Origin of the sequence: Streptomyces sp. MB09-02B, from assembly GCF_033794485.1 — a bacterium.
GTDB lineage: Bacteria > Actinomycetota > Actinomycetes > Streptomycetales > Streptomycetaceae > Streptomyces.
This window is the reverse complement of sequence record NZ_JARGEE010000100.1, coordinates 1-24,214: the sequence shown is the minus strand read 5'-3', so window position 1 is coordinate 24,214 and position 24,214 is coordinate 1. Positions and strand designations below refer to the sequence as shown.

The window sequence follows — 24,214 nt, the reverse complement described above, 5'->3', positions numbered from 1 at the left end:
GGGGGGGGGTTGTTGTAAGGGGAAGGGGGTGTAGCCGTAGGGCGGGGTGGTGAAGCTCCCCACCCGGGAGATCTCGGTGGCGGCCCCACCGAGGTCGTTGCCGCGCAGATTCGCGTAGCCGTCCACGTCACTGCTGCGGTTCGTGGTGACCGCGACTCCCGTGTTGCGGAAGACGTTGTTCTCCACGAGCATCTGGGCGCCCATGCGCGAGTGGCAGGCGGTCTCCGCGCCGTCCACGTAGTTGTTGTAGAAGTGGCCGGTGCCGAAGCGCAGGCTGGGGATGCGCGAGTGCACGTTGCTGAAGTGGTTGTGGTGGTACGTCACCTTCAGGTGCCCGGTGTCCTCGGAGGCGTTCTTGTCGCTGTGGCCGACGAGTGAGCCCTTGAAGTGCTCCTTGAAGGTGTTCCAGGACACCGTCACGTTGTCGGAACCGTGGTTGATGTCCAGCAGACCGTCGTAGTGGTCCTTGTCGTGGGTGCGGTCCGCCGAGAAGGAGTTGTGGTCGATCCACACCTTCGTGGACTCCTGGACGGTGATCCCGTCGGCGGGCGCGACCGGCTTGCTGATGTTCAGGTTGCGGACGACGACATTGGTCCGCTCCTTGATCCGCAGGCCGCCTCCGGTGAACCCGGACGACGAACCCACGCCCAGGACCGTCGTGTTGGAGCCGATGTCGACCTGACCGCTGAGCGGGATCAGGCCGTTCACGCGGACGACCTTGGCCGCGTTCCCGGTGACGGCGGTCCGGAAGGCGGCGAGCGAGGAGACCGTGACGGCGGAGGAGTTGCCCCCGCCGGTGGTCCCGGCGCCGTACCCGATCGGCGAGGTCTCCGCCGCGCCCGCCGAGTGCGGCACGGCGAGGGTGGCCGCTGTCATCAGGGCGGCCGCGGCCGCCACCAGAGCTGATCTTTGCGCCTGTGTACGTGGGGGGACGGTGCGCATGCGGGTGCGTCCCTTCGGGAGAGCTGGCGGGCTATGTACGTGAATGAAGTTCACTGCTCTGATCGCCGTGGGCGTGTGGGGGAGCCCGACTCCACGGTCGGTTCACATCGCTGAACGGAACGTAGGGGGCAAGCGCTTTCTAGTCAACGCTTCGCGCAAAAGACATTGGGTCGGCCCTGGTGGGGGAAGGTCGCTCGCGCGTGGCGAGTGGGCCCATGTCCCCGGCGGGCCGGCGTGAGCGAATTCTTTCGACATGTGGGAGCGCTTCCATGCCTTCCATGTCCATGTCACGATGCCCATTCCCGCCGTCCTTCCCCGGCACCCTCCTCACCGTCGCACCCGCGCCCGCCCCCGTCACAGGAAGGCACAACGACGTGACCCTCTCCCCCCACGACCGCCCGCGCGGACCGCGGCGTCCGGCGCTCGTCGCGCTGCTGGGAGCGCTCGTGGCGTTGCTCGCGGCCACGCTCCTCACCGCGCCCGCGGCCGCCGCGGCGGACACCAAGGCCCCGGCCGCTCCCCGGGCGGCGCTCACCGAGATCACCGGTTTCGGTGCGAACCCCAGCAACCTGCAGATGTACCTGTACGTCCCGGACAGCGTCACCGCGAACCCGGCGATCGTCGTCGCGGTGCACTACTGCACCGGCTCGGGGCCGGCGATGTACAACGGCACCGAGTACGCCCAACTCGCCGACAAATACGGGTTCGTCGTCGTGTACCCGTCCGTCACCCGCAGCAGCAAGTGCTTCGACGTCGCCTCCCCGCAGGCCCTGACCCGGGGCGGCGGCAGCGATCCGGTGGGCATCAAGTCCATGGTCGACTGGACCGTCCGCACCTACGACGCCGACACCGACCGGATCTTCGCCACCGGTATCTCCTCCGGCGCGATGATGACCAACGTCCTCCTCGGCGTCTACCCCGACGTGTTCGCGGCCGGCGCCGCCTTCGCGGGCGTGCCCTTCGCCTGCTTCGCCACCACCAACGGGTCCGAGTGGAACAGCGACTGCGCGAACGGCACGATCATTCGGACCCCGCAGGCGTGGGGTGACCTCGTCCGCGGCGCCTACCCCGGATACACCGGGTCCCGGCCCCGGATGCAGCTGTGGCACGGCACCACGGACGACGTGCTGCGCTACCCCAACTTCGGCGAGGAGATCAAGCAGTGGACCAATGTGCACGGTGTCGCCCAGACACCGGCCGCCACCGACTCGCCCCAGACCGACTGGACCCGCACCCGCTACGGCGGCACCGGTGACCGTGCCCCCGTCGAGGCCATCAGCCTCCAGGGCACCGGCCACAACCTCTACGCCTGGGGCATGGCAGAGCGCGTCCTCACGTTCTTCGGCCTCAACGGCTCCGGCCCCGCGCCCCAGCCTCCGGCGGGCCCGTGCAAGGTGGCCGTCACCACCAACGCCTGGAGCACCGGGCTGACCGCCTCGGTGACCGTCACCAACACCGGTACGACGGCGGTCAACGGCTGGAGGCTGGGCTTCACCCTGCCCTCCGGACAGGCCGTCACCAACGGCTGGGGCGCCACGTACAGTCCGGCGAGCGGCGCCGTGACCGCGACCAACGCCACGTACAACGCCGCGATCGCACCCGGCGCGAGCGTCAGCATCGGCTACCAGGCCACCCACACCGGCAACAGTGCGGCCCCCACGGCGTACACGCTCAACGGAACGGCGTGCACGACGGGTTGACGCGTGCGGACGTAGGGACGGCTCGGCCGGGGCGCGGCCCCGAGCCGTCCTGACCCGGCGCGCAGGGCGCCCCGGCCCCGCAGTCGGTACGGTCCCGCGCGCCGGCGCCCTCCGCGCCACCCCGCCCGGTCGCCCCGGTCTCCGCCCGCTTCCGCCCACCTTCCGAAGAGAGGCACCGTACGTGCACCCGATCGACAGCCCCCAGCCCGTCCGGCCGTCCGGCAGGGCGCCGCTCGGCATCGTGCTCGCCGTCTGTGTTGTCGCCCTGGCCCTCGTCGTGGCCTCGTCCGCCTTGGTCGCCGTGGTCAGGAGCCCGCACCGGGCGGACGGGACCGGCACCGGCGACACGGCGGCGGCCGCCCGGCACTGGGTGAACACCTGGTCCGCGATGCCGCAGCTGACCGAGCCGGGCAACATGCCGCCGGCGCCGTTCACGGGGGACCGGGCCGTGCTGGTCGACACCACCCTGCGGCAGACTGTTCGCGTCACCACCGGCGGTGACCGCGTCCGGCTGCGCTTCTCCAACGCCTTCGGCGGCAGCGCGCTGCCCCTGACCGCCGTACGGGTGGCCCTGCCGCTGGGCGGGCAGGCGGGGGTCGGCGCCATCGAACCCGGCACCTCGCGGTCGGTGACCTTCAGCGGGCGGAAGTCCACGACCGTGCCGGTCGGCGCCCAAGTGGTCTCGGACCCCCTGGACTTCACGCTGAAGCCCGGCACCAACCTCACCGTGACGGCGTACCTCGCCGAGGGGCAGGCCTCCCTCGCCCTCACCTCGCACCCCGGCTCCCGCACCACCTCGTACCTGCTGCACGGCGACCACACCGAGGACCCGGACCTGCCCGGCGCGACCCCGACCAACCACTGGTACCTGCTCAGCGATGTCGAGGTGCTGTCCCGGCCCGCCACGACCGCCGTCGCCGTCCTCGGCGACTCGCTCACCGACGGCCGGGGCTCCACCACCAACGGCAACAACCGCTGGCCGGACCAGCTCTTCGACCGGCTCCAGCGGCAGCCCGGCACCCGGCACATCGCCGTGGTGAACCAGGCGGCCGGGGGCAACCGCGTCCTCGACGACGGTCTCGGCCCCAACGCCCTCGCCCGCCTGGACCGCGACGTGCTGGCCCATAGCGCGGTCGAACAGCTCATCGTCTTCGAGGGCGTCAACGACCTCGGTACGGCCGAAGCCACCCCCGCCGCCCAGCAGCGTGTCGCCGCCGACCTCATCGCCGGCTACGAGCAGATCGTCGTCCGCGCCCACGCGCAGGGCATCCGCGTGTACGGCGCGACCCTGCTGCCCTTCGGCGGCAACACCCCCTACGACGACACCGCCGGACACCGCGAGGCCGCGCGGCGGACCGTCAACACCTGGATCCGCACCAGCGGCCGCTTCGACGCCGTCCTCGACTTCGACCGCGCGGTCCGCGACCCCGCCGACCCGGGCCGTCTCCTTCCCGGCCTCCACGACGGCGACTGGCTGCACCTCAACCCGGAGGGCTACCGGATCCTGGCCGAAGCGGTCCCGGCCCGGCTGCTGCGGCGCGGCTGACCGGTACGGGCGCGGGCCCACCCGTACAGTCGGCCCGAACTCCGCCTAGACCGAGCGGTGGTACTGCTCGGGGACACGCACGTCGCCCCCGAGTTCCCGGGCCGCCCGCCGTGCCCAGGAGGGGCTGCGGAGCAGTTCCCGGCCGAGCAGGACCGCGTCGGCCTCGCCGTTGGCGAGGATCTTCTCGGCCTGCTCGGCCTCCGTGATCAGACCGACCGCCGCGACGGGCAGTGCGCTCTCGTTCCTGACCCGGGCGGCGAAGGGCACCTGGTAGCCGGGGCCGACGGGGATGTGGGCCCCGGAGACGTTGCCGCCCGAGGAGACGTCCAGCAGGTCCACGCCGTGCGCCTTCAGCTCGGCGGCGAGGCGGACCGTGTCGTCGGCGGACCAGCCGCCCTCCGCCAGCCACTCGGTGGCGGAGACCCGGAAGAACAGCGGCTTGTCCGCCGGCCACACCTCCCGTACCGCGTCGACGACTTCGAGGGCGAGACGGATCCGGTTCTCGTACGAGCCGCCGTAGGAGTCGGTGCGACGGTTGGAGTGCGGGGAGAGGAACTCGTTGATCAGATAGCCGTGGGCGCCGTGGATCTCGACGACCTCGAATCCGGCGGCCAGCGCGCGTCGGGCGGCCTGAGCGAACTGCCCGACGACTTCCTGGATCTGTTCGGCCGTCAACTCGTCGGGTACCGGGTGGCGTTCGTCGAAGGCGAGCGCGCTGGGCGCGACCGGCTGCCAGCCGTGCGCGTCCGCGCCGACCGGCGCCCCGCCCCGCCACGGCTGATCGGTCGAGGCCTTGCGTCCCGCGTGCGCGAGCTGCACGGCCGGTACCGTGCCCTGCCCCTTCAGGAACCCGGTGATCCGGCGGAAGGCCTCGACCTGCGTGTCGTTCCAGAGGCCGAGGTCGTACGGCGAGATCCGGCCCTCGGGGGACACGGCGGTCGCCTCGACGATGATCAGGCCCGTGCCGCCGGTGGCGCGCGCCGCGTAGTGCGCGAAGTGCCAGTCGTTCGGGGCGCCCGCCCCGGGGCCCTCCGGCGCAGCCGAGTACTGGCACATCGGGGGCATCCACACCCGGTTCGGGATGGTCAGTTCACGCAGGCGGTAGGGCTCGAAGAGCGCGCTCACGGCGACTCCAATCGTCACGGGGATGCCGTCACGGAACGGACGGTGTACGGCTAGTACGATAGGCATCGTAGTACGGCGGATGTCAAACTACGATAGGTCTCGTACAATGAGTTCTCCCCGAAGGCCCGACGCAGTGGAGCCGCCGTGACCTCGCCCGCCGTCAGCAGCCGCGACCTCCCGCACCCGGCACGGGACGAGATCCGGCTGGAGTCCGTGCTGCACGCGCTCTCCGACCCCATGCGGCTGCGCATCGTGCGCGAACTCGCCGCCGACGAGCACGAGCTCTCGTGCTCCTACTTCGACCTGCCGGTCACCAAGTCCACGACCACCCACCACTTCCGGGTGCTGCGCGAGAGTGGGGTGATCCGGCAGGTCTACCGGGGCACGGCCAAGATGAACGGTCTGCGCCGGGACGACCTGGACGGCCTCTTCCCGGGGCTCCTCGACACCCTCGTCGACGCCGCCGCCCGGGAGTCCGCTCGCCTCGGCGCCGACTGAACCCGCCTGACGAAGCGGGCGGACAGTAACCGCCGAGGCGCCTGTCACCGGCGGCGCCCACGCGGTACGGGGGCGGGATGCTGCGCCGTCGGGGTGCCGCGCGCGGGCCGGTGTGCGTGGCTGTGCGCAGAGAATGTGATCATGCGTTTACGTTGCGTGGGTGCTGGAAGCATCCTTTCTCAATCTCTCCGACCGCCACTGGCAGGACGGCGCGGTGTCCGTGCGGCCCGCGTGGGAAGTGCAGGAGCACGACGGCGCCACGGCCTGGTTCAACGCCCGGCTCTCCTTCCCCGACGGTGCCGGGGTCGAGGTCCTCGCCGTGGTCTGCGAGGGCCGGCTCTCGCTGGAGGACGTACGCGCCCAGCCTCCGCTGTCCCTGGACGACCTGGCGGAGCTCGCCGACTGGATCGAGGGACCGCTGTTCGAGGCGTGCGGCACCGTGCCGGACCTCGAGGAGGAGCCGCCGCAGACCCCGTACGGCCCCGGGCGGCGGGCCCGGCCCGCGTGGCCGCGCGGAGTCGAGGGGCGGCGGCTGGTGGTCGAGGAGTATCTCGCCGCACAGCGGTGCGGCTACGACCCGGTTCTCGCGGTGATGTGCGCGACCGGGCACAGCCGCCGCAAGGCGCTTCGGATGATCGCCGGGGCGCGTGACGAGGGCCTGCTCGGCCCCCGTCACGCCCGCCGCTGAGCCCGGGGTCCGGGCCCCGGCGGAGGACGGCCGGTCACCGCGTCAGGTCGCGCATCCGGCTGATCTCCGTGGTCTGCTGGGCGATCACGTCGTCGGCCATCTCCTCGATCAGGATGTTGTTGCCCTGCGCCTTCACGTCCGTGGCCATGGTGATCGCCCCCTCGTGATGGGTGATCATCAGCTTCAGGAACAACTGGTCGAACCTCTCTCCGTCGAGCGTGCCGAGTTCCTTCAGCTGGGCCCCGGTCGCCATGCCGGGCATCTCCTCGTGGTCGTGCGAAGTGTCCCTATCGTCACCGCCGTTGGATTTCAGCCAACCCTCCATGGCCTCGATCTCGGGCTTCTGGGCGGCCGAGATGCGCTCGGCGATCCGCTTCACCTGGGCCGACTTCGCGTGGTCGGGGGCGAGTTCGGTCATCTCCAGCGCCTGGGCGTGGTGCTGGATCATCATGCGGGCGTAGTCGAAGTCCGCGGAATTCGGAGAGTCGTCCTCCGCCCGCTGCTTCTCGACATCTTCCGGCGAGAGGGTTTGAGCGGTCTCACCGGGTTTTCCGGGCGCGATCACCGCGGGCCCGCTCGACTTGTCCGAACCGCCGTCGGGGGCCGCCTCGGTCCCCGAGTCGCAGCCCGCGAGCACCAGCAGAGCGACCGTCAGCGAGGCCGTGACCAGCGGCGCGCGGGATGTGCGGCGAACGAGCACAGTGACCTCCTGGGACACAGCAACGGGCGTACACCTCGTGAGTGTTGACGAACGTTCCTAACACGCTTTCACGTTCGGGTGATCAAATTTGTTCGTTACAAGTACATTGCCGCCTGTTGATCTGTGCATGATGAAGACGATACTGCGATGGTGCTCGAAACCGTTCAACCGCGAACGGCCACAAGGGAGGACACAGTGACCCTGTTGAACAACCTTCGGACGCGGCGCAGACGTCTGGGGGTCGCCGCGACTGCGGCCGGCCTCCTGGCCGCGTTACTCACTGCCGGACCGGCGGCCGCGACCCCCGACCCGGGGGACTCGCCCGCGGTGCGGGAGAAGGTCTCCAAGAGCGATGCCGCCGAGGCGCGCGAGGCGATAGCCGCCGGCGACATCCCCGGCCAGGACGAGATCGTCCACTCCGCCAACATCCAGCACCTGACCAACATCCCCAAGGAGGCGCTGCCGGGCACCAACTCGGACCTCGCCTTCCAGGGCCGGTACGCCTACGCCGGCAACTACGACGGCTTCCGTGTCTTCGACATCAGCAACCCGAAGGCGCCGAAGACGGTCGCCCAGGTCCTCTGCCCGGGCTCGCAGAACGACATCTCCGTCTCCGGGAACCTGCTCTTCCTGTCCACCGACTCCTCGCGCAGCGACAACTCCTGCAACAGCACCACGCAGCCCGCGACCGAGAAGTCGTCGTGGGAGGGCGTCAAGATCTTCGACATCAGTGACAAGGCGAACCCGAAGTACGTCGCCGCCGTGGAGACCGCCTGCGGTTCGCACACCCACACCCTGGTGCCCGAGCGCAGGAACGTCTACGTCTACGTCTCCTCGTACTCGCCGAACGCCTCGTTCCCCGACTGCCAGCCGCCGCACGACGGCATCACGATCATCAAGGTGCCGCGCAAGTCCCCGGAGAGGGCGGCCGTGGTGGGCTTCCCGGTCCTGTTCCCCGGTGAGGGCCCCGACGGCGGCGGCAACCCGGGCGGGCCCACGAACCCCGGCGTCTCCAAGACCACCGGCTGCCACGACATCACGGTGCTGCCGTCGAAGGACCTGGCGGCGGGCGCGTGCATGGGCGACGGCATCCTGTTCTCCATCAAGGACCCGGAGAACCCGAAGGTCATCGACCAGGTCCAGGACAACGTGAACTTCGCGTTCTGGCACTCGGCCACCTTCAACCAGAAGGCCAACAAGGTCGTCTTCACCGACGAGCTGGGCGGCGGCGGCGCGGCCACCTGCAACGCGGCGATCGGGCCGGACCGCGGGGCCGACGGCATCTACGACATCGTCGGCAAGGGCGACAAGCGCAAGCTCGTCTTCAAGAGCTACTACAAGATCCCCCGGCACCAGGCCGACACCGAGAACTGCGTCGCCCACAACGGCTCGCTGATCCCGGTCAAGGGCAAGGACATCATGGTCCAGGCGTGGTACCAGGGCGGTGTCTCCGTCTGGGACTTCACCGACTCCACGAAGCCCAAGGAGATCGCGTACTTCGAGCGCGGTCCGATCTCCACCACCACCCTGGTGGGCGGCGGCTCCTGGTCGGCGTACTACTACAACGGCTACATCTACTCGAACGACATGGTGAAGGGCTTTGACGTCCTGAAGATCAACGACCGGCGGACGGACCCGGCCAAGTGGGTCCACCAGCGTGAGCTCAACGTGCAGACGCAGCCGGACTACTTCGACTTCGACTGGTAAGCCGTAGCGGTACCGCCACATAGTCAAGTCACCCGTCCCGCCGGTCCCTTCGGTGACCGGCGGGACGCCGCGTTCCCGGCGTCCGCATTGACCGGGGCGCCTGGCGAGGACATCCTGTTACTCCCGCGCCGGCGACGATCGGCGAACTATACTCAGCGCTTCCGGGCGGCGACCCTGTGTGTGCCCGCCCGGCCGTTGTTCGTCCCGGGCCGCACGGGGGACGGTCCGGGACGGACGTCCGGCGGCGACGAACAGCCGCCCGGCGCACGGGCCCCGGGCGCGCAGCCCCTTCGGGGCGAAGCGGCCGACGGCACCTCAGTCCAGCAGATCCAGTACGGGCCGCAGTCCGTCCGGCCGCCGTGCGACGGGCAGATGGTCCACGAAGCGCACCTCGCACCCCAGGGCCGCCGCACCGCCGTCGGCCCGCCGGTCGTCGCCGACCATCAGGGTGTCCCGCGCGTCGACACCGAGCGCGGTACAGGCGAGCGCGAACAGCCGCGGGTCCGGCTTCTGCACGCCGTGCTCGTACGACAGCACGTACGCGTCGACATACGCGTCGAGGCCGTGAGCCCGGAACACCGGCCGCAGGTCCCAGCCGATGTTGCTCACCACACCGACGGCCACCCCGCGGTGCCGCAGGGCCGCGAGCACGTCGGCGGCGTCCGGGTAGGGGCTCCACGCCGACGGTGTCATATGGCGGTCGTACAGCGCGTCGTGGAGCGCCGGGGCCGGGAGCGGCACACGACGGGAGAGGCCGGTGAAGGCGGCCCGGTGCTCCTCGGCGCTCCGGTCCCGCAGCGCCCACGGTCCGGCCAGGTCGCCGATCGGCGCCTCCGCCGGGGCGGCACCGCCCGGCAGGGCGCCCGCGCGCTCCAGCGCCTCGGCCGCCCGGACCAACTCCGCCTCGGGCAGGGTGAGAGAGGAAGCGGTGAGGGCCGCTCGGAGCCAGGACTCGGTGGACTCCACGCGGAAGAGCGTCCCGGAGAAGTCGAACAGCACTGCCTTGACCGTCATGCCGTCGATCCTTCGTGGCCGCGCGCACCCGGTCAAGTACGCCTCGGCGCTCCCCACTTCTCGTACGCGAGCACCGCCAGCGCGATCGTCAGACCGCCCAGCAGCCAGCCGGCCAGCACGTCCGACGCCCAGTGCACGCCCAACCAGATCCGGGTCAGCCCGACACCCACGACGGAGACTGCGGTCACGGCCACGGCCGTGCGCACGACGGCGCGACCGGCGCCGTACCGGTGCAGCAGCCACACCAGCAGTCCGAGGACGACCGTGGCCGTCATGGCGTGGCCCGAGGGGTACGCGGCGTAGTGGGCGGAGTCGACGGGGTCGGGCCATGCGGGCCGTTCCCGGCCGACGGCCGCCTTCAAACCCTGTTGCAGTGCCGTGCCCGCCGCGCAGGTGACCGCCAGCCAGAGGGCGAGCCACCATTCCCGGTGGCGCCACACCAGCCAGATCGCGGCGGCCAGCGCGAGCAGACGCATCGTCACCGGGTCCCAGACCCAGTCCGTCAGGATGCGGAACGCGTGCGTGACGCCCGGTTCGCCGACGGCCCATCTGTGCGTGGTGTTCGCGATGTTCTCGTCCAACGACATGAGCGGCGCCCACGAGACGGCGACCAGGACGAGCAACAGGACGGAGGACGCCGCGAACGCGGCGGTGGTGCGGACGGTGCGGTGGGTCGACGGCCGGTGGGGCGGCGAGTCGACGGTGGGGGTGTGCATACAGCGATCCTGGCCGACTCCCGGGGTCTCGGGCCAATGCCGAGGCGTGAGATCACTGTCACGCGCCGCGACCGGAGCAAAGCCGTCGCGCCGCACGTTGTCCTTGGGCCGGTCTTGATCCCTTCTTTGCCGAATCACGACCTACCGAGTGCCCGCAATGCCGGGACGAATGCCACCAACACCGGGACGACCGGAACCAGGGCGGCGGACGCGGTCAGCCGCAGCCGGTGCACCGGGGTGAGCCGTTCCGGGGGCGCGAGCAACCGGTCGACCCGTTGCGGCACATGGTCCTCGGGGGTCGGACAGGGTCCGAACACCCCCCGGTCCTCGTTGAGGCCGACGAGCGCGAGGGCGATGGTGAGGCGGCCGTGGCGACGGGAGGCCGTGTCGTCGGCGGCGAGTTCGACCAGCCGGTGCATCTCGTCGCGGAACGCGGCGAACACCGGAACCCGGGGGAACCCGCCCGCGAGCGCCGCCGAACAGTGCAGCAGCCAGTGGTGCCGCGCCCGCGCGTGCCCCTGCTCATGGGCGACCACCGCGTCCACCTGCGGCCCCTCCAGCCGACGCAACGCGGCCGTGGTGATGACCAGTCGGGGCGTGGGTCCGGGCAGCCACCAGGCGTCCGGCCGCTCACCCTCGACCACGACCAGCCGGTCACCGTCCGGCTCCTCGCCGGGCAACAGCGGGGCACGCAGCCGGAGTTCGGCGTGGCGGCGTCGACGCTGCCGCCGGTCCCGCAGGACCTCGCGGACCAGCATCGTGCCGGTCCACAGCCCGCCGCACGCGAGCGCCACGGCCGTGGCCACGGCCCAGGAGCCCCCGCTGTCCAGCGCGTACGCCTCCACGACCCCCTGCGGCGCCGGCGCGAACACCCGACCGCGCACCACCGTCCAGGCCGCCGCCGCGCTCAGCGCCATCGACAGCGCACAGCACAGCAGGACGGCCGCCACCACGCACTGCCACACCCACAGGGCGACCACCGGTTCACGGTCCGGCCAGTCGGCGCGTGCCAGCAGTCGCGGGGCGACGACGGCGGTCAGGGCGCCGAGCAGCAACAACGCCGCGGGGACCATCATGAGCGCAGCCTATGAGCACGCCGGTGCACGGCGACACGGGCCGAGCCGCCGAAGTGACGCAGACCACGACCGCCCACCGTCTCGCGGCGGTTCGGCTCGCGGTGGTTCAGACCGTCAGCAGCATGGCGAACATCCCGATGCCCATGGACAGCCGGCAGGCCCGCGCCAGCTCCGGCCGGTCGCCCCAGCCGGTCGCCCCGGCCCGAACCGGCGCCCCCGGGGTGGCCGGCACGGGCACGAGCCGGAGCCCCGCCCACACCACGTACCCGGCGAAGTACCCCAGCAGTGCCCCCGTCACCAGGGGCAGCCCCGTGCCGTGGCCACCGCCCGGCGCGGCGGCCATCACGGCGGCCATGTAGACCATCGCCAGCGCGCCCACCAGGTGGTGCAGATGGTGCGCGCTCGCGCGAGCCGCCCACAGCGCGCGCACCGCGGCCGTGCCGAAGACGAGCGCGTAGAAGAGCCACGCCCAGCGCGGCGGAGTCACGGCCGCGGCGGGCACGGCCATCGCCGCCATGCCGAACCCCATCAGCGCCTCGCCGCCGGCGGCACGCCGCTGCTCCGCCACGGCGCTGCGCATCCGCAGCAGGCAGTACCCCCCGGTCACCGCGCACAGCGCGACCAGCAGCCAGCCGGCCGAAACCGGTCCGTGCACCGCGTACCTCCCCGTTCGACGACGTCGGTCGTGCTGAGAGTGAGGTCGGACAGTCGGTCAGGGCATGCCCGGGCCCGATGGCGCGCATACGAGCGCAAGGGTGTACGCGGGGGAGCGCGCGGGAGTGCGCCATGGCAGACAGGCGCCGCCCACGCCCACGCCCACGCCGTCGTGGCCGTGGCCCTCGTCGACCTGTGCGTCGAACTGTGCGCCGTCTCCGACACGGCGAACGGCGAATGGTGGCAACGCGCCCTTCCGTCGGAGCGGGTGACACACGTCCAGCGGGCCGGACACCGTACGCTCGCGGCGACGGTACGACAGCACGGGTTCCGGGAAGCGGAGGGCGCACGGGCATGACGGCAGGCAACGGGCGGGAGGGGGCGGGGAGCGGCGCGGCTCTCGGGGACACGGTCGCCAAGGTGGTGCGCCAGTGGCAGACGGTGCGCCCCGGTCTCGACACCGCCCCGATGGAGATCATCGGCCGCGTCAACCGCTGTGCCGCCCTCCTCCAGCAGGCCGAGGACGCGCCGCTGCGCCACGCCGGGCTCACCCGCCCCGAGTTCGACGTCCTCGGCACCCTGCGTCGCACGGGCCACGAGCTGACGCCCAGCGAGATCGCCCGCGAGACCTTCGCCTCCGGCGCCGCCGTCACCAAGCGCCTCAAGCTGCTCACCGAGCGCGGTCTCGTCGAGCGGCGGGGCGACTCCCGTGACCGGCGCGTCGCCCATGTCCGTCTCACCGACACCGGCCGCGATCTCGTGGACAGCGTCATGCCGGAGCAACTGGCGTACGAGGAAGGCGTGCTCTCCGGGGTGGACACGGGCGACCGCCGCGAACTCGCCGTGCTGTTGGGCGAGTTGTTGATCCAACTGGAGGGCCGTCTCGGGCTGCCGCGGGCCTGAGACGGCGCGGTTCACCCCTCGGTGTCCACCTGGCGTACTCCGAACACGGCCCCTCGGGGATCCCGCAGCACCGCGATCCGCGGGCCCTCCGGCACCGTGGTGGGCTCCATGAGGAGGCTGCCGCCCGCCCCGGTGGCGATGCGGGCCGTGTCGTCGACGTCCTCCACGGCGAAGTACGGCAGCCAGTGCGAGGGCACCTCGGGCGGGAACTTGTCGTCCATCGTGATCATGCCGCCGAAGTCGGCGTCGTCGACGTCCCACCAGGTGTAGTGCCCGCCGGTGCGCACGCCCCAGCCGAACACCGCCGTGTAGAAGGACTTCGCGCGCTCCGGCGCACGGGTCAGCAGCTCGACCCAGCCGAGTGCGCCGGGCGCGTTGAACAGCCCGGCGCCGGGGAAGGCCCGCGCCTGCCAGAGCTGGAAGGCCGCGCCGCCAGGGTCGAACACCACGGCGAACCGCCCGATGTCGAAGACGTCCGTGGGTTCCAGCACGACGGTCCCGCCGGCCGCCCGTACCGCCGCCACCGCCGACTCCGCGTCGCGCACCGCGAACGACACGTTCCAGGCCACCGGCTGCGACTCCTGGTACAGCGGCGCGAGGGCGGCCACCGCCGCGTCCCCGAGGTGGGCCACGGTGTAGCCGCCGGCCTCCTGGCGCGGATCGGTCTCGAGGCGCCAGCCGAACAGCTCGGTGTAGAACCGCTCGGCCGCCTCCAGGTCGCTGGTCCCCAGCTCGGTCCAGCAGGGCCCACCGGTCACCGGCTCCTCGAGCTCCATGGCGTCCTCCGGAAGGGAATCGGGCGCGATACGCGCGTCCCCCTCCAGCACGCTATGCCCGCGCCCGGGCCCGGGCCACCGGGGTGTGCCCTCTCAGATCCCGGGACGGTAGCGCAGCGGGTGGTCCGCGGGGATCTCCACCAGCACGATCTCCGTCCCGTCCGGGTCGGCGATCCACATCTCGATCAGCCCCCAGGGTTCCCTCACCGGCGGTCGCCGTACCTCCACCCCGGCCGCCAGCAGCTCCGCGTGCGCCGCCGTCACGTCCGCGACCTGCAGCCACAGCTTCAGCGCGGGCGACGGTGGCGTCTGGGAGCGGCCCGCGACCTCCAGGAAACCGCCGCCGAGGAAGTACACGACGCCCCGGTGCTCGCCCGTACCGAACTCCCGGTACACGGGGAGCCCGAGCTGCTCGCCGTAGAAGACGCGGGAGCGTTCGGGGTCGGCCGGGCGCAGGAGGGTGCGGCTGCTCAGCACGTGGATCATGTGGACGAGGGTAGGTGCTCGGCCGGGGGCGGGCTGTCGATACCCTCTTCGGTGTTCGAGCCCTGCGGAGATCTACCAGGAGCAGCCCGTGGACGCCACCGCCACCGACCTGACCTTCCGTGACGCCACCGACGCCGACGTGGACGTCCTCGTCGCGCTGATCGAGTCGGCCTACCGGGGCGAGTCCAGCCGGGCCGGGTGGACCACGGAGGCGGACATCCTCGAAGGGCAGCGGACCGACCCCGAGGGCGTGCTGGCGGTCATCGAGGCGCCGGACAGCCGGTTGCTCACCGTCGAGCGGGAGGGCACGGCCGTCGCCTGCTGCCAGCTCGAGAACCGCGGCGCACACGCCTACTTCGGGATGTTCACGGTGAGCCCGGCCCTCCAGGGCGGCGGCCTCGGCAAGGTGATCATCGCCGAGGCCGAGCGGATCGCGCGCGAGACCTGGGGGGTGCGGGAGATGCACATGACCGTGATCTCCGTACGGGACGACCTCATCGCCTGGTACGAGCGGCGGGGCTACCGCCGTACGGGACGGACGACCCCGTTCCCGTACGGCGACGAGCGCTTCGGCATCCCGCTCCGCGACGACCTGCGGTTCGAGCTCCTGGTCAAGGAGCTGCTGTAGGGGTCAGGCCGTGAAACGGCCCGTGCGTTTGATGTCCGGGTAGTCGGTCGTCGCGCCGTCCAGCTGGAGTGCGCGGACCAGGCGCAGATGGTCCTGGGTGTTGACCACCCACCCGATGATCCGCAAGTTCGCCTTGCGGGCCTTCTCCACCACCTCCAGCGTCAGCCGCCGGATGTTCAGCACCAGCGTGGCGGCGCCCACCGCCACCGCCCGGTCCACGACGTCGGTGCCGTAACGGCTGGCGACCAGCGCGGTGCGCACGCCCGGCACGAGACGGGCGATCTCGGCGACCGCCTCGTCGTGGAAGGACAGCACCTCGACCCGTCCCACCAGGTCGCGACGGTGAATGACCTCGGCGAGGGCGCGGGCCGCCGCCGTGTCCTTGATCTCGGCCTGGAGCGGCGCCCGCACCGCGTCCAGGACCTCCTCGAACGTGGGCACGCGCTCACCGCGGCCCGCGTCCAGGGCGCGCAGCTCGGCGAGGGTCTTGTCGGCGATCGGGCCCGTGCCGTCCGTCGTCCGGTCCACATCCGCGTCGTGCATGACGACGAGCGCGCCGTCCTTGCTCAGATGCAGATCGAGTTCGATGACGTCGAGGCCCGCGCGATCGGCGGCCACGAAGGAACGGAGGGTGTTCTCGGGTTCGACACCCATGACTCCGCGGTGACCGATGGTGAGGAAGTTCAAGGTGGACTCGCTTCCGTCGACGGCGGCTCGGACCGCGCGGCCGGGGGAGGGGCGGCACGCGGCTGGGCGCAGCGTAGTCCTCCCGCCGTGCGATGCATCCGCATGTGCACGGGCCCTTTCGGGTCGTGTCACCCCGTGTCACATCGGGGAACAGGACCGTTTCCGCACCTGGCCCGCACCGATCAGGTCATCCCTGAGTGGGCGAGTCCGGCGCACGTTGACCCCGGGTGCCCTTCACGCGGGGAGTGTGACGCACGAAGTGTGACCTATGACGCGTGTGGCAGGAGATTCAGCGGTTAGGTGCAGGGGGTGGCGGGAAGATTTCCGGCTGGACCGCTCAAGATCGGTCTTGCGGTGAGGAACCCTCGCTACGTACGGTGTCCCTACGAAAGGTTCTCCCGTGAAGGATGGGTCATGACGGAAATTCTTGTGCAGACGGGTGCGGAGGGCGTTGTTCCTTCGGTCGGTAGGGTGGTGGAGCACCCGGCCTGGCCCGTGCTCAAGGATGCCGTGGAGCGGATCCGGCCATGGCAGTCCAAGGACGGCTCCATCGACTTCGACGCCGAGCGGGCCCCCGACCGGGAAGCGGCCGAGCGGGCCGTGCGGGACGTCGTCGGGGCCGTCGAGGCGCTGTCCCCGCTGCTGCCGCACGACGCCGCCTACCACCGGGCCCTCGTCGAGGATCTGCGGCGCTGGGCCGGCGGGGGCTTCGAGGTGCCCGACTTCCTCGACTCGCTGCTCGCCTTCCAGCCCGCGGCCGACCGCGCGGACGGCCTCCAGCACCTCGTCGTGTTCCCGATGTACACGCAGAACGGCAACCCCGACCGCAACCTCGAAGCGGTCGTGCTGCGCATGGTCTGGCCGGAGTGGCTGGCGGAGCTGGAGCGCACCCGCTACGACAACCCGCTGTTCTGCGGCATCACCTTCGAGGACTTCACCGCCGGCTACGACACCAACTCGGCCGTCCTCTTCCCGGAGACCATCGCCGTGCGCGAGGCCCCGGCCCGCTTCTCCTGGGGCGGCATCTTCTGCGACCGCGAGGCCGCCCGCTTCCGCCGGGTCACCGACGCCGCCGTCGACATCCTGGGCCTCGAACTGCCCGAGGACGTCGCGGCGATGGTCCATGACCAGAAGCGCTGCGAGGAGGCCTTCGTCCTGTGGGACATGGTCCACGACCGCACCCACAGCCACGGCGACCTGCCCTTCGACCCCTTCATGATCAAGCAGCGCCAGCCGTTCTGGATGTACGGCCTGGAGGAACTGCGCTGCGACCTCACCGCCTTCAAGGAGGCCGTGAAACTGGAGGCCGACGGCGTCCCGCAGGCCCGTGACGTGCAGTACGCGGTCCTCTTCGACCGCATGTTCCGCTTCCCGGTCACCGGCGAGCGGGTCCGCAACTACGACGGCCTCGGCGGCCAGCTCCTCTTCGCCTACCTGCACAGGCACGACGTCGTCCGCTGGACCGACAACAAGCTGCACATCGACTGGCAGCGCGCCCCGCAGGTCACCAACCAGCTCTGCGCCGACATCGAGCAGCTCTACCGCGACGGCATCGACCGCCCGAAGCTCGTCCACTGGTTCGCCGGGTACGAGCTGGTCTCCACCTACCTCGCCCCGCACCCCGGCTCCCGCTGGGCCAAGGGCCCCGACGCCCTGGATCTGACGCAGCCGCCGCGGAAACTCGTCGACGACGTGCTTCCGGACGAGTTTCCGCTCAGCATGTTCTATGAGGCGCTCGCCAAGAAGCTGAAGACCGTGATCGCCTCCACCAAGGGCATCACCGCGGCGGACACCGAGCGGGTCGCCGCGTGACCGCCCGGCTCGCAGACGTCACAGTCGCTGCCCAGGAGGCGAAGACCATGCAGAACGGCAACGGTGCACTGAGCGGCGCGGTGATCGCGGTGGCGGGCGCGGGCGGACCCGCCGGCCGGGCGGCCCTGCTGCGGCTGGCCGACGCGGGGGCGATCGTCGTCGGCTCCGACAACGACCCCGAGCGGCTCTCCGAGGCCGTGGACGCGGCCCGCTACGCGCACGGCGGCGCCACCGTCGTCGGCGACACGGTCGACCTCCTCGACCTGCAGTCGACCCGGGACTGGGCCACCCGCATCGAGAAGGACTTCGGCCGGGTCGACGGCCTCGTCCACCTCGTGGGCGGCTGGCGCGGCAGCGAGACCTTCACCCGGACCAGCCTCGACGACTGGGACTTCCTGGAGATGCTGCTGATCCGCACCGTGCAGCACACCTCCCTCGCCTTCCACGAGGCCCTGCAGCGCAGCGAGCGCGGCCGGTACGTCCTGATCAGCGCGGCCGGCGCCAGCAAGCCCACCGCCGGCAACGCGGCGTACGCCGCCGCCAAGGCCGCCGCCGAGGCGTGGACGCTCGCCACGGCCGACTACTTCCGCAAGGCGGGCGGCCCGGACGGGCCGACCTCCGCGGCTGCCATCCTGGTGGTGAAGGCATTGGTGCACGACGCGATGCGCGCCGACCGCCCCAACGCGAAGTTCGCGGGCTTCACCGACGTCAAGGAGCTGGCCGAGGCCATCGCCGGGGTCTGGGACAAGCCCGCCGCCGAAGTGAACGGAAACCGTCTGTGGCTGACCGACAAGCCGTGAACCCTCCGAAGACCGACGCCCGACGCCATCACGACCCGGAGGTCCGCGGCTTCGCCAGCGACAACTACGCGGGGGTCCACCCCGAGGTGCTCGCCGCCCTGGCCCTGGCCAACGGCGGGCACCAGGTCTCCTACGGCGAGGACGACTACACCGAGAACCTCCAGCGGATCGTGCGCAGTCACTTCGGCGCCACCGCCGAGGCGTTCCCCGTCTTCAACGGCACCGGCGCCAACGTCGTCGCGCTCCAGGCCGTCACCGACCGCTGGGGCGCGGTGATCTGCGCCGAGAGCGCCCACATCCACGTCGACGAGTGCGGGGCGCCCGAGCGGGTCGGCGGACTGAAGCTGCTCACCGTGCCCACGCCCGACGGCAAGCTCACCCCCGAGCTGATCGACCGGCAGGCGTACGGCTGGGACGACGAGCACCGCGCCATGCCGCAGGTCGTCTCGATCACCCAGAGCACCGAACTCGGCACCCTCTACACGCCCGAGGAGATCCGCGCGATCTGCGACCACGCCCACGCGCACGGCATGAAGGTGCACCTGGACGGCTCACGGATAGCCAACGCCGCCGCCTCCCTGGACGTGCCGATGCGGACGTTCACCAACGCGGTCGGCGTCGACCTGCTCTCCCTGGGCGGCACCAAGAACGGCGCGATGTTCGGCGAGGCGGTCGTCGTGATCAACCAGGACGCCGTGCGCCGGATGAAGCACCTGCGCAAGCTGTCCATGCAGCTCGCCTCCAAGATGCGTTTCGTGTCGGTGCAGTTGGAGGCCCTGCTGGCGAAGGACCTGTGGCTGCGCAACGCCCGGCACTCCAACGAGATGGCGCAACGGCTCGCCGAGGGCGTCCGCGCGGTCCACGGCGTCGAGATCCTGTACCCGGTACAGGCCAACGCCGTTTTCGCCCGCCTTCCGCACGACGTGAGCGAACGCCTGCAGAAGCGCCACCGCTTCTACTTCTGGGACGAGGCGGCCGGTGACGTCCGCTGGATGTGTTCCTACGACACGACGGAGGAGGACGTGGACGGGTTCGTGGCGGCGCTGAAGGAGGAGATGGCGCGCTGACGTCCGCAGGAGACGTCCCACAGGAAGGACTGCATAGATATACGGTCACCCGAAAAGTCATTGACTCGCGGGTGATCGTTTTTCTATGCTCTGCGGGCATGGAGCTGATCCAGCAGAACCCCGACCTTTCCGCATATTTGGCTGCCGACGAGGTCATAGACCATCACCATCCACGGGTGCGGCAGACAGCCGCGCAGTTGGCCAAGCAGGCGACGGACTCGTATGACTATGCGCGCGTCGCGTTCGAGTACGTCCGTGACGGCGTTCCGCACTCCCAGGACGTAGGTGATCCGCGCGTCACCTGGCGCGCGTCCGACGTGCTCGAACTGGGCACCGGGATCTGCTACGCCAAGGCCCACGCCCTGGCCGCGCTGCTGCGCGCCGAGGACATCCCGACCGCGCTCTGCTACCAGCGGCTGGCGCACGACGACGGGGACGGACACGTCGTCCACGGTCTGGTCGCCGTGCGCTTCAACGGCGCCTGGCACCGCCAGGACCCCCGCGGGAACAAACCGGGTGTGGACGCCCGCTTCTCGCTGACCGGGGAGCGGCTGGCCTGGGTGCCCGACCCGGCCCTGGACGAGGTGGACTACCCGACCCTCCATGCCGCACCGCACCCGGCCGTGCTCGGCGCCCTCCGGGCGGCCCGGGACAGGCCGCACCTGTGGAGGACGCTCCCCGTGGCGCTGTAGGGCCGGGTCAGCGGGCCTCGGCCTCGCGGACCTGTTCCGGGGTCGGGGCCGTGCCGCCGAGGTGGGCCGGCATCCACCAGGTGTCGTCCGGGCCCTTGGGGCGGACCGGGTAGGCGCGCTGCGCCGCCTCCAGCAACTCCTGCACCCGCTCGCGGAGTTGGCGGGTGATGGCGCCCGCGTACTTGTCCTTGGAAGCCTCGATCGCCTCGCCGACCCGGATGGTGATCGGGATGTGGCTGCGCTTGAAGTTGCGCGGGTGGCCCTTGGTCCACAGCCGCTGCGTACCCCACACGGCCATCGGGATCAGCGGGACGCCCGCCTCCTGGGCCAGCCGCGCGGCACCCGACTTGAAGCTCTTCAGCGTGAACGACTGCGAGATGGTGGCCTCGGGGAAGACGCCGATGATCTCGCCGGAACGCAGCGAGTCCAGCGCGTGCTCGTAGGCGGCCTCACCCTGCTTGCGGTCCACCGGGATGTGCCGCATGTTGCGCATCAGCGGACCGGAGACCTTGTGCCGGAACACCGACTCCTTGGCCATGAAACGCACCAGGCGCTTCTGCGGCAGTGCCGCCAGGCCGTCGAAGATGAAGTCCAGGTAGCCGATGTGATTGCTCACCAGCACCGCGCCGCCCGAGCGCGGAATGTTCTCCGTCCCCTTGAGGTCGATCTTCAGGTCCCAGACCTTGAACAGGGTTTGGGCGAGACCGATCGCGGGGCGGTAGACAAGCTCTGCCATGGGCGGAGTGGACCCTTCTCTCTGCCTGGGAATGGGTCTCCCGGCGGGAAGTTACGCAGCCGTAGGTTTACGGCATCTCGCAGATCGTGCCCCAAGAACGCACGAGTAGCCAGTCTTGGTGCCGGCCAGGGGCGAGATTCTCGTCACGTCGGACGCACGATCGACCCCCGGACGTTCACCCGGCGGTCACCGGGCCCGTACGGTCACCCGCCGGACCAGCACGTACATCTCGCATCCCAGGCAGTACCCGAACACCGCGTTCAGGAAGGCCGCGGCGAGCGCGGCGCCGGTCGCCACGAGGCCCAGCCACACGGGCCCCACCGCGAACCCGACCAGGCCCACCAGTGCGAAGACAAACCCGACAGCCTGCGCGAACCGCGGCGGCTCCGGCGGCTCGAACTCCGTCGGCGGTCCGAGGCGCGGCCGGACGAGCGTGCGGAACACCCAGCCGTACGGCGACCGTCCCACCCCGCCCGCCGCGCCCAGCGCGAACGCGAACGTCTGCCAGGCCAGCAGCCAGGCGCTGCCGGTGATCAGCGCGACCGCCAGCACCACGGTCGTCACGGCCGCCCCGAAGCGCGGGCCCCTCACATCGATGTCCATGCGTCAAGCATTCCGCAAGCCAACCTCCGTGGGGAGGGGGGAATCTTTTGCGGTCTCGTGAACGCTGAAGCACGCTGTGACCGGACTTGTGGTGTGTGGGCTGGTGCTCGCGGCGGCGAGCGCCTACGGAGTGCTGCATCGGCGGCGGAGCGGGAGAGTCAGGGTGCGCGGGCGGGACGGCGACAAGCGCGTCGGCGCGGCGGAGTTGAGGGAGAGGCTCGGCGAACGGGCCACGCTGGTGCAGTTCTCCAGCGCTTTCTGCGCCCCCTGCCGGGCGACCCGCAGGGTGCTCGCCGACGTGGCCGGAATGGTTCCGGGCGTCGCCCATGTGGAGATCGACGCCGAGGAACACCTCGACCTCGTGCGCCGGCTCGACATCCTCAAGACGCCGACCGTGCTCGTGCTCGACGCCGACGGCCGGATCGTGCGCAGGGCGACCGGTCAGCCGCGCAAGGCGGATGTGATCGCCGCGCTGGGGGAGGCCGTGTGAAGCCGCATTCCGGAACGCACTTGACTGTACGCGTCACCCATCGTCAGCCTGACCGTATGTCCCGAGAACTCCTTCTCCTCGCGCGCGACGACCTGCCCTGGGCGTTCCCAACCCCCACGGCCGGTGCGCGCTGTCCGGGTCCGTGAGCAGCCACGCACGAGCCCGTCGACCCCGGCAGAAGGACAACTCCATGACGGCCATCCCCGGCCTTCGTTCGCCCCAGCTCGCCTCCCCCGACCTCCTGCGCTCCGTCTTCCGCCGCCATGCCGCCGGTGTGGCGGTGATCACGGCCAGGGGGGCCGACGGCCCGGTCGGCTTCACCGCCACCTCGCTCAGCTCGGTCTCCGCCGAGCCCCCGCTGCTCTCGTTCGGCATCGGCACCGGCGCCTCCAGCTGGCCGGTGATCTCCGAGGCCGAGCACGTCGGCGTGCACATACTCGGGGAGCACCAGCGGGAGCTGGCGGCCACCTTCGCCCGCAGCGGCGCCGACCGGTTCGGGGCGCCCACCGGATGGCGTAGCGGCCCGGAGGGAGTTCCCGTCCTCGACGACGTGCTCGCCTGGCTGGTCTGCCGGGTGGTGGCGCGGGTCCCGGCCGGCGAGCACCGCGTCGTCCTCGCCGAGGTGGTCGTGGGTGACCCCTCGGGCGCCGGCCGGCCGCTGCTGTATCACCAGGGTCGCTTCAACGGTCTGCGAGACTGATTCCCGCACGATTACGCAGGGTTGCCTAACTCACAGTTCAAAGCGCTTGCTTAGCGGGCACGCAATGCGGGAACGTAGGCGTCGTACTGGCGAGTAATATTTCGAGCGGAGCGCAGGTCGCCCCGATCGGGATCGGCCGCTTCAGGCGCCTATGCTGCCTGGAAGAAGGCAGCCCAGAAATGACGATGCAGTAGGAGAGCCGGCGTGAGCTTGAGGATCGTTGTCACTGTGAAGTACGTGCCCGACGCCACTGGCGACCGGCACTTCGCCGATGACCTGACCGTCGACCGTGACGACGTGGACGGTCTGCTCTCCGAGCTGGACGAGTACGCCGTCGAGCAGGCGCTGCAGATCGCCGACGAGGCCGACGACGCCGAGATCACCGTGCTGACGGTGGGTCCGGAGGATGCCAAGGACGCGCTGCGCAAGGCGTTGTCGATGGGTGCGGACAAGGCGATCCACGTCGAGGACGACGATGTGCACGGCACCGACGCGATCGGTACCTCGCTGGTGCTGGCGAAGGCGATCGAGAAGGCCGGCTACGACCTGGTGATCTCCGGTATGGCCTCCACCGACGGCACGATGGGTGTCGTCCCGGCGCTGCTGGCGGAGCGGCTGGGTGTGCCGCAGGTGACGCTGCTGTCCGAGGTCTCCGTCGAGGACGGCGTCGTCACGGGCCGTCGTGACGGTGACGCGGCGAGCGAGCAGCTTCAGGCGTCGCTTCCGGCGGTGGTGTCGGTGACCGACCAGTCGGGCGAGGCGCGTTACCCCTCCTTCAAGGGCATCATGGCGGCGAAGAAGAAGCCGGTTCAGTCCTGGGACCTTTCCGACCTGGACATCGAGGCCGCGGAAGTCGGTCTGGAGGGTGCCTGGACGGCTGTGGACTCCGCGGCCGCGCGCCCGGCGCGTACCGCCGGCACGATCGTCAAGGACGAGGGCGAGGGCGGCAAGCAGCTCGCCGAGTTCCTCGCGGGCCAGAAGTTCATCTAAAGGCCCCCTCTCTTACCGCCCCGTACGCCTTCGCAATCCGCAGGAGAGCAATCCCATGGCTGAAGTTCTCGTCTACGTCGACCACGTGGACGGTGCCGTCCGCAAGCCCACGCTGGAGCTGCTGACGCTGGCCCGCCGCATCGGTGAGCCCGTCGCCGTCGCCCTCGGTGCCGGCGCCGGTGACACCGCCGCCGCGCTCGCCGAGCACGGCGCCGTCAAGGTCCTGACCCACGACGCCGCCGAGTACGCCGACTACCTGGTCGTGCCGAAGGTCGACGCCCTCCAGGCCGCCGTCGCCGCCGTCTCCCCGTCCGCCGTCCTTGTGCCCTCCTCCGCCGAGGGCAAGGAGATCGCCGCCCGTCTCGCGCTGCGGATCGGTTCCGGCATCATCACCGACGCCGTCGACCTCGAGGCCGGCGACGAGGGCCCGGTCGCGACGCAGTCGGTGTTCGCCGCCTCCTTCACCACCAAGTCCCGT

General features: G+C 71.0%; 26 protein-coding genes and 1 pseudogene. 15 read left to right on the top strand and 12 right to left on the bottom strand.

What is annotated here, in order from left to right; translation table 11 throughout:
- Positions 1–942: polysaccharide lyase family 1 protein (locus P1P70_RS16760; RefSeq protein ID WP_319238015.1), on the bottom strand; the 942-nt coding region annotated here is incomplete at its 3' end.
- A 374-nt stretch (positions 943–1,316) separates the two neighbouring features.
- On the opposite strand from P1P70_RS16760, the gene P1P70_RS16755 reads away from it, so the two are divergent.
- Positions 1,317–2,642: a PHB depolymerase family esterase gene (locus P1P70_RS16755; protein ID WP_319238012.1), complete on the top strand. Its 1,326-nt coding sequence runs from the start codon at positions 1,317–1,319 to the stop codon at positions 2,640–2,642.
- A gap of 241 nt (positions 2,643–2,883) precedes the next feature.
- Positions 2,884–4,188 (top strand): SGNH/GDSL hydrolase family protein, encoded by a 1,305-nt coding sequence (locus P1P70_RS16750; protein ID WP_319238023.1) that lies wholly within the window; start codon positions 2,884–2,886, stop codon positions 4,186–4,188.
- Positions 4,189–4,233: 45 nt separating this feature from the next.
- Here the strand turns inward: P1P70_RS16750 and P1P70_RS16745 are convergent, their stop codons facing one another.
- Entirely contained in the window at positions 4,234–5,313 is a 1,080-nt protein-coding gene (locus P1P70_RS16745; protein ID WP_319238021.1) for an NADH:flavin oxidoreductase/NADH oxidase, read from the bottom strand.
- A gap of 144 nt (positions 5,314–5,457) precedes the next feature.
- Here P1P70_RS16745 and P1P70_RS16740 point away from each other — a divergent pair, with 144 nt between their 5' ends.
- Together P1P70_RS16740 and P1P70_RS16735 are read left to right on the top strand one after the other, a co-directional pair.
- The gene (locus P1P70_RS16740) at positions 5,458–5,811 is read left to right on the top strand and encodes an ArsR/SmtB family transcription factor (protein ID WP_319238009.1); all 354 of its coding nucleotides are present in this window, start codon (positions 5,458–5,460) and stop codon (positions 5,809–5,811) included.
- A 214-nt stretch (positions 5,812–6,025) separates the two neighbouring features.
- Positions 6,026–6,499: a DUF6214 family protein gene (locus tag P1P70_RS16735; protein WP_319238018.1), complete on the top strand. Its 474-nt coding sequence runs from the start codon at positions 6,026–6,028 to the stop codon at positions 6,497–6,499.
- A 34-nt stretch (positions 6,500–6,533) separates the two neighbouring features.
- On the opposite strand, the gene P1P70_RS16730 is transcribed toward P1P70_RS16735, so the two are convergent.
- Positions 6,534–7,199: a DUF305 domain-containing protein gene (locus P1P70_RS16730; RefSeq protein WP_319238006.1), complete on the bottom strand. Its 666-nt coding sequence runs from the start codon at positions 7,197–7,199 to the stop codon at positions 6,534–6,536.
- Between the two features lie 195 nt (positions 7,200–7,394).
- Here P1P70_RS16730 and P1P70_RS16725 point away from each other — a divergent pair, with 195 nt between their 5' ends.
- Positions 7,395–8,906, top strand: a complete 1,512-nt coding sequence (locus tag P1P70_RS16725; protein ID WP_319238004.1) for a hypothetical protein — start codon at positions 7,395–7,397, stop codon at positions 8,904–8,906.
- A gap of 315 nt (positions 8,907–9,221) precedes the next feature.
- On the opposite strand, the gene P1P70_RS16720 is transcribed toward P1P70_RS16725, so the two are convergent.
- The 4 genes from P1P70_RS16720 to P1P70_RS16705 all read right to left on the bottom strand — a co-directional run bounded on the left by P1P70_RS16720 (position 9,222) and on the right by P1P70_RS16705 (position 12,367).
- On the bottom strand, positions 9,222–9,920 hold the full coding sequence (locus P1P70_RS16720; RefSeq protein ID WP_319238001.1) for an HAD-IA family hydrolase: 699 nt from the start codon (positions 9,918–9,920) through the stop codon (positions 9,222–9,224).
- Positions 9,921–9,952: 32 nt separating this feature from the next.
- Positions 9,953–10,636, bottom strand: coding sequence for a phosphatase PAP2 family protein (locus tag P1P70_RS16715; RefSeq protein WP_319237999.1), 684 nt, complete (start codon positions 10,634–10,636; stop codon positions 9,953–9,955).
- Between the two features lie 134 nt (positions 10,637–10,770).
- Complete coding sequence (locus P1P70_RS16710; RefSeq protein ID WP_319237996.1) at positions 10,771–11,712, bottom strand: M56 family metallopeptidase; 942 nt, start codon at positions 11,710–11,712, stop codon at positions 10,771–10,773.
- A gap of 106 nt (positions 11,713–11,818) precedes the next feature.
- A complete protein-coding gene (locus P1P70_RS16705; RefSeq protein ID WP_319237993.1) occupies positions 11,819–12,367 on the bottom strand; it encodes a DUF5134 domain-containing protein in 549 nt (182 codons plus the stop codon).
- A gap of 353 nt (positions 12,368–12,720) precedes the next feature.
- On the opposite strand from P1P70_RS16705, the gene P1P70_RS16700 reads away from it, so the two are divergent.
- A complete protein-coding gene (locus P1P70_RS16700; protein WP_319237991.1) occupies positions 12,721–13,269 on the top strand; it encodes a MarR family winged helix-turn-helix transcriptional regulator in 549 nt (182 codons plus the stop codon).
- 11 nt (positions 13,270–13,280) lie between these two features.
- Here the strand turns inward: P1P70_RS16700 and P1P70_RS16695 are convergent, their stop codons facing one another.
- Together P1P70_RS16695 and P1P70_RS16690 are read right to left on the bottom strand one after the other, a co-directional pair.
- The gene (locus P1P70_RS16695) at positions 13,281–14,045 is read right to left on the bottom strand and encodes a VOC family protein (RefSeq protein ID WP_319237988.1); all 765 of its coding nucleotides are present in this window, start codon (positions 14,043–14,045) and stop codon (positions 13,281–13,283) included.
- Positions 14,046–14,138: 93 nt separating this feature from the next.
- Positions 14,139–14,531: a VOC family protein gene (locus P1P70_RS16690; RefSeq protein ID WP_319237986.1), complete on the bottom strand. Its 393-nt coding sequence runs from the start codon at positions 14,529–14,531 to the stop codon at positions 14,139–14,141.
- A gap of 88 nt (positions 14,532–14,619) precedes the next feature.
- Here P1P70_RS16690 and P1P70_RS16685 point away from each other — a divergent pair, with 88 nt between their 5' ends.
- The gene (locus tag P1P70_RS16685) at positions 14,620–15,159 is read left to right on the top strand and encodes a GNAT family N-acetyltransferase (RefSeq protein WP_319237984.1); all 540 of its coding nucleotides are present in this window, start codon (positions 14,620–14,622) and stop codon (positions 15,157–15,159) included.
- A 3-nt stretch (positions 15,160–15,162) separates the two neighbouring features.
- Here P1P70_RS16685 and P1P70_RS16680 read toward each other — a convergent pair whose 3' ends face one another.
- Positions 15,163–15,846 (bottom strand): glycerophosphodiester phosphodiesterase, encoded by a 684-nt coding sequence (locus tag P1P70_RS16680; RefSeq protein ID WP_319237982.1) that lies wholly within the window; start codon positions 15,844–15,846, stop codon positions 15,163–15,165.
- A gap of 414 nt (positions 15,847–16,260) precedes the next feature.
- Here P1P70_RS16680 and P1P70_RS16675 point away from each other — a divergent pair, with 414 nt between their 5' ends.
- The 4 genes from P1P70_RS16675 (at position 16,261) to P1P70_RS16660 (ending at position 20,217) form a co-directional block, all read left to right on the top strand.
- Positions 16,261–17,658: a DUF6421 family protein gene (locus P1P70_RS16675; protein ID WP_319237980.1), complete on the top strand. Its 1,398-nt coding sequence runs from the start codon at positions 16,261–16,263 to the stop codon at positions 17,656–17,658.
- Between the two features lie 47 nt (positions 17,659–17,705).
- The gene (locus tag P1P70_RS16670) at positions 17,706–18,458 is read left to right on the top strand and encodes an SDR family NAD(P)-dependent oxidoreductase (protein ID WP_316731013.1); all 753 of its coding nucleotides are present in this window, start codon (positions 17,706–17,708) and stop codon (positions 18,456–18,458) included.
- Entirely contained in the window at positions 18,455–19,525 is a 1,071-nt protein-coding gene (locus P1P70_RS16665) for a threonine aldolase family protein (RefSeq protein ID WP_230216820.1), read from the top strand. The genes P1P70_RS16670 and P1P70_RS16665 overlap by 4 nt, the downstream gene beginning before the upstream one ends.
- Positions 19,526–19,623: 98 nt before the next feature.
- Positions 19,624–20,217: a transglutaminase domain-containing protein gene (locus P1P70_RS16660; protein WP_319237973.1), complete on the top strand. Its 594-nt coding sequence runs from the start codon at positions 19,624–19,626 to the stop codon at positions 20,215–20,217.
- Positions 20,218–20,224: 7 nt separating this feature from the next.
- Here P1P70_RS16660 and P1P70_RS16655 read toward each other — a convergent pair whose 3' ends face one another.
- Positions 20,225–20,953 (bottom strand): lysophospholipid acyltransferase family protein, encoded by a 729-nt coding sequence (locus P1P70_RS16655; RefSeq protein ID WP_319237971.1) that lies wholly within the window; start codon positions 20,951–20,953, stop codon positions 20,225–20,227.
- Between the two features lie 186 nt (positions 20,954–21,139).
- Positions 21,140–21,556 carry a DUF4395 domain-containing protein gene (locus tag P1P70_RS16650; RefSeq protein WP_319237969.1) on the bottom strand — a complete coding sequence of 139 codons (417 nt, stop codon included), beginning with the start codon at positions 21,554–21,556 and terminating at the stop codon, positions 21,140–21,142.
- Between the two features lie 76 nt (positions 21,557–21,632).
- Here P1P70_RS16650 and P1P70_RS16645 point away from each other — a divergent pair, with 76 nt between their 5' ends.
- From P1P70_RS16645 to P1P70_RS16630, 4 genes and pseudogenes are all read left to right on the top strand, one after another.
- Complete coding sequence (locus tag P1P70_RS16645) at positions 21,633–22,046, top strand: thioredoxin family protein (protein ID WP_319237967.1); 414 nt, start codon at positions 21,633–21,635, stop codon at positions 22,044–22,046.
- A gap of 190 nt (positions 22,047–22,236) precedes the next feature.
- On the top strand, positions 22,237–22,746 hold the full coding sequence (locus P1P70_RS16640) for a flavin reductase family protein (protein WP_319237966.1): 510 nt from the start codon (positions 22,237–22,239) through the stop codon (positions 22,744–22,746).
- A gap of 204 nt (positions 22,747–22,950) precedes the next feature.
- Positions 22,951–23,736, top strand: a complete 786-nt coding sequence (locus P1P70_RS16635; protein ID WP_319237964.1) for an electron transfer flavoprotein subunit beta/FixA family protein — start codon at positions 22,951–22,953, stop codon at positions 23,734–23,736.
- A gap of 55 nt (positions 23,737–23,791) precedes the next feature.
- Positions 23,792–24,214 (top strand): annotated as a pseudogene (locus P1P70_RS16630) (electron transfer flavoprotein subunit alpha/FixB family protein); the annotation flags it as partial.

Bases quoted from the DNA above. Each gene is read 5' to 3' on its own strand.
- P1P70_RS16720 (WP_319238001.1), bottom strand. From the start codon at position 9,920: ATGACGGTCAAGGCAGTGCTGTTCGACTTCTCCGGGACGCTCTTCCGC.
- P1P70_RS16715 (WP_319237999.1), bottom strand. From the start codon at position 10,636: ATGCACACCCCCACCGTCGACTCGCCGCCCCACCGGCCGTCGACCCAC.
- P1P70_RS16710 (WP_319237996.1), bottom strand. From the start codon at position 11,712: ATGATGGTCCCCGCGGCGTTGTTGCTGCTCGGCGCCCTGACCGCCGTC.
- P1P70_RS16700 (WP_319237991.1), top strand. From the start codon at position 12,721: ATGACGGCAGGCAACGGGCGGGAGGGGGCGGGGAGCGGCGCGGCTCTC.
- P1P70_RS16695 (WP_319237988.1), bottom strand. From the start codon at position 14,045: ATGGAGCTCGAGGAGCCGGTGACCGGTGGGCCCTGCTGGACCGAGCTG.
- P1P70_RS16690 (WP_319237986.1), bottom strand. From the start codon at position 14,531: ATGATCCACGTGCTGAGCAGCCGCACCCTCCTGCGCCCGGCCGACCCC.
- P1P70_RS16675 (WP_319237980.1), top strand. From the start codon at position 16,261: ATGACGGAAATTCTTGTGCAGACGGGTGCGGAGGGCGTTGTTCCTTCG.
- P1P70_RS16670 (WP_316731013.1), top strand. From the start codon at position 17,706: ATGCAGAACGGCAACGGTGCACTGAGCGGCGCGGTGATCGCGGTGGCG.
- P1P70_RS16660 (WP_319237973.1), top strand. From the start codon at position 19,624: ATGGAGCTGATCCAGCAGAACCCCGACCTTTCCGCATATTTGGCTGCC.
- P1P70_RS16655 (WP_319237971.1), bottom strand. From the start codon at position 20,953: ATGGCAGAGCTTGTCTACCGCCCCGCGATCGGTCTCGCCCAAACCCTG.
- P1P70_RS16650 (WP_319237969.1), bottom strand. From the start codon at position 21,556: ATGGACATCGATGTGAGGGGCCCGCGCTTCGGGGCGGCCGTGACGACC.
- P1P70_RS16640 (WP_319237966.1), top strand. From the start codon at position 22,237: ATGACGGCCATCCCCGGCCTTCGTTCGCCCCAGCTCGCCTCCCCCGAC.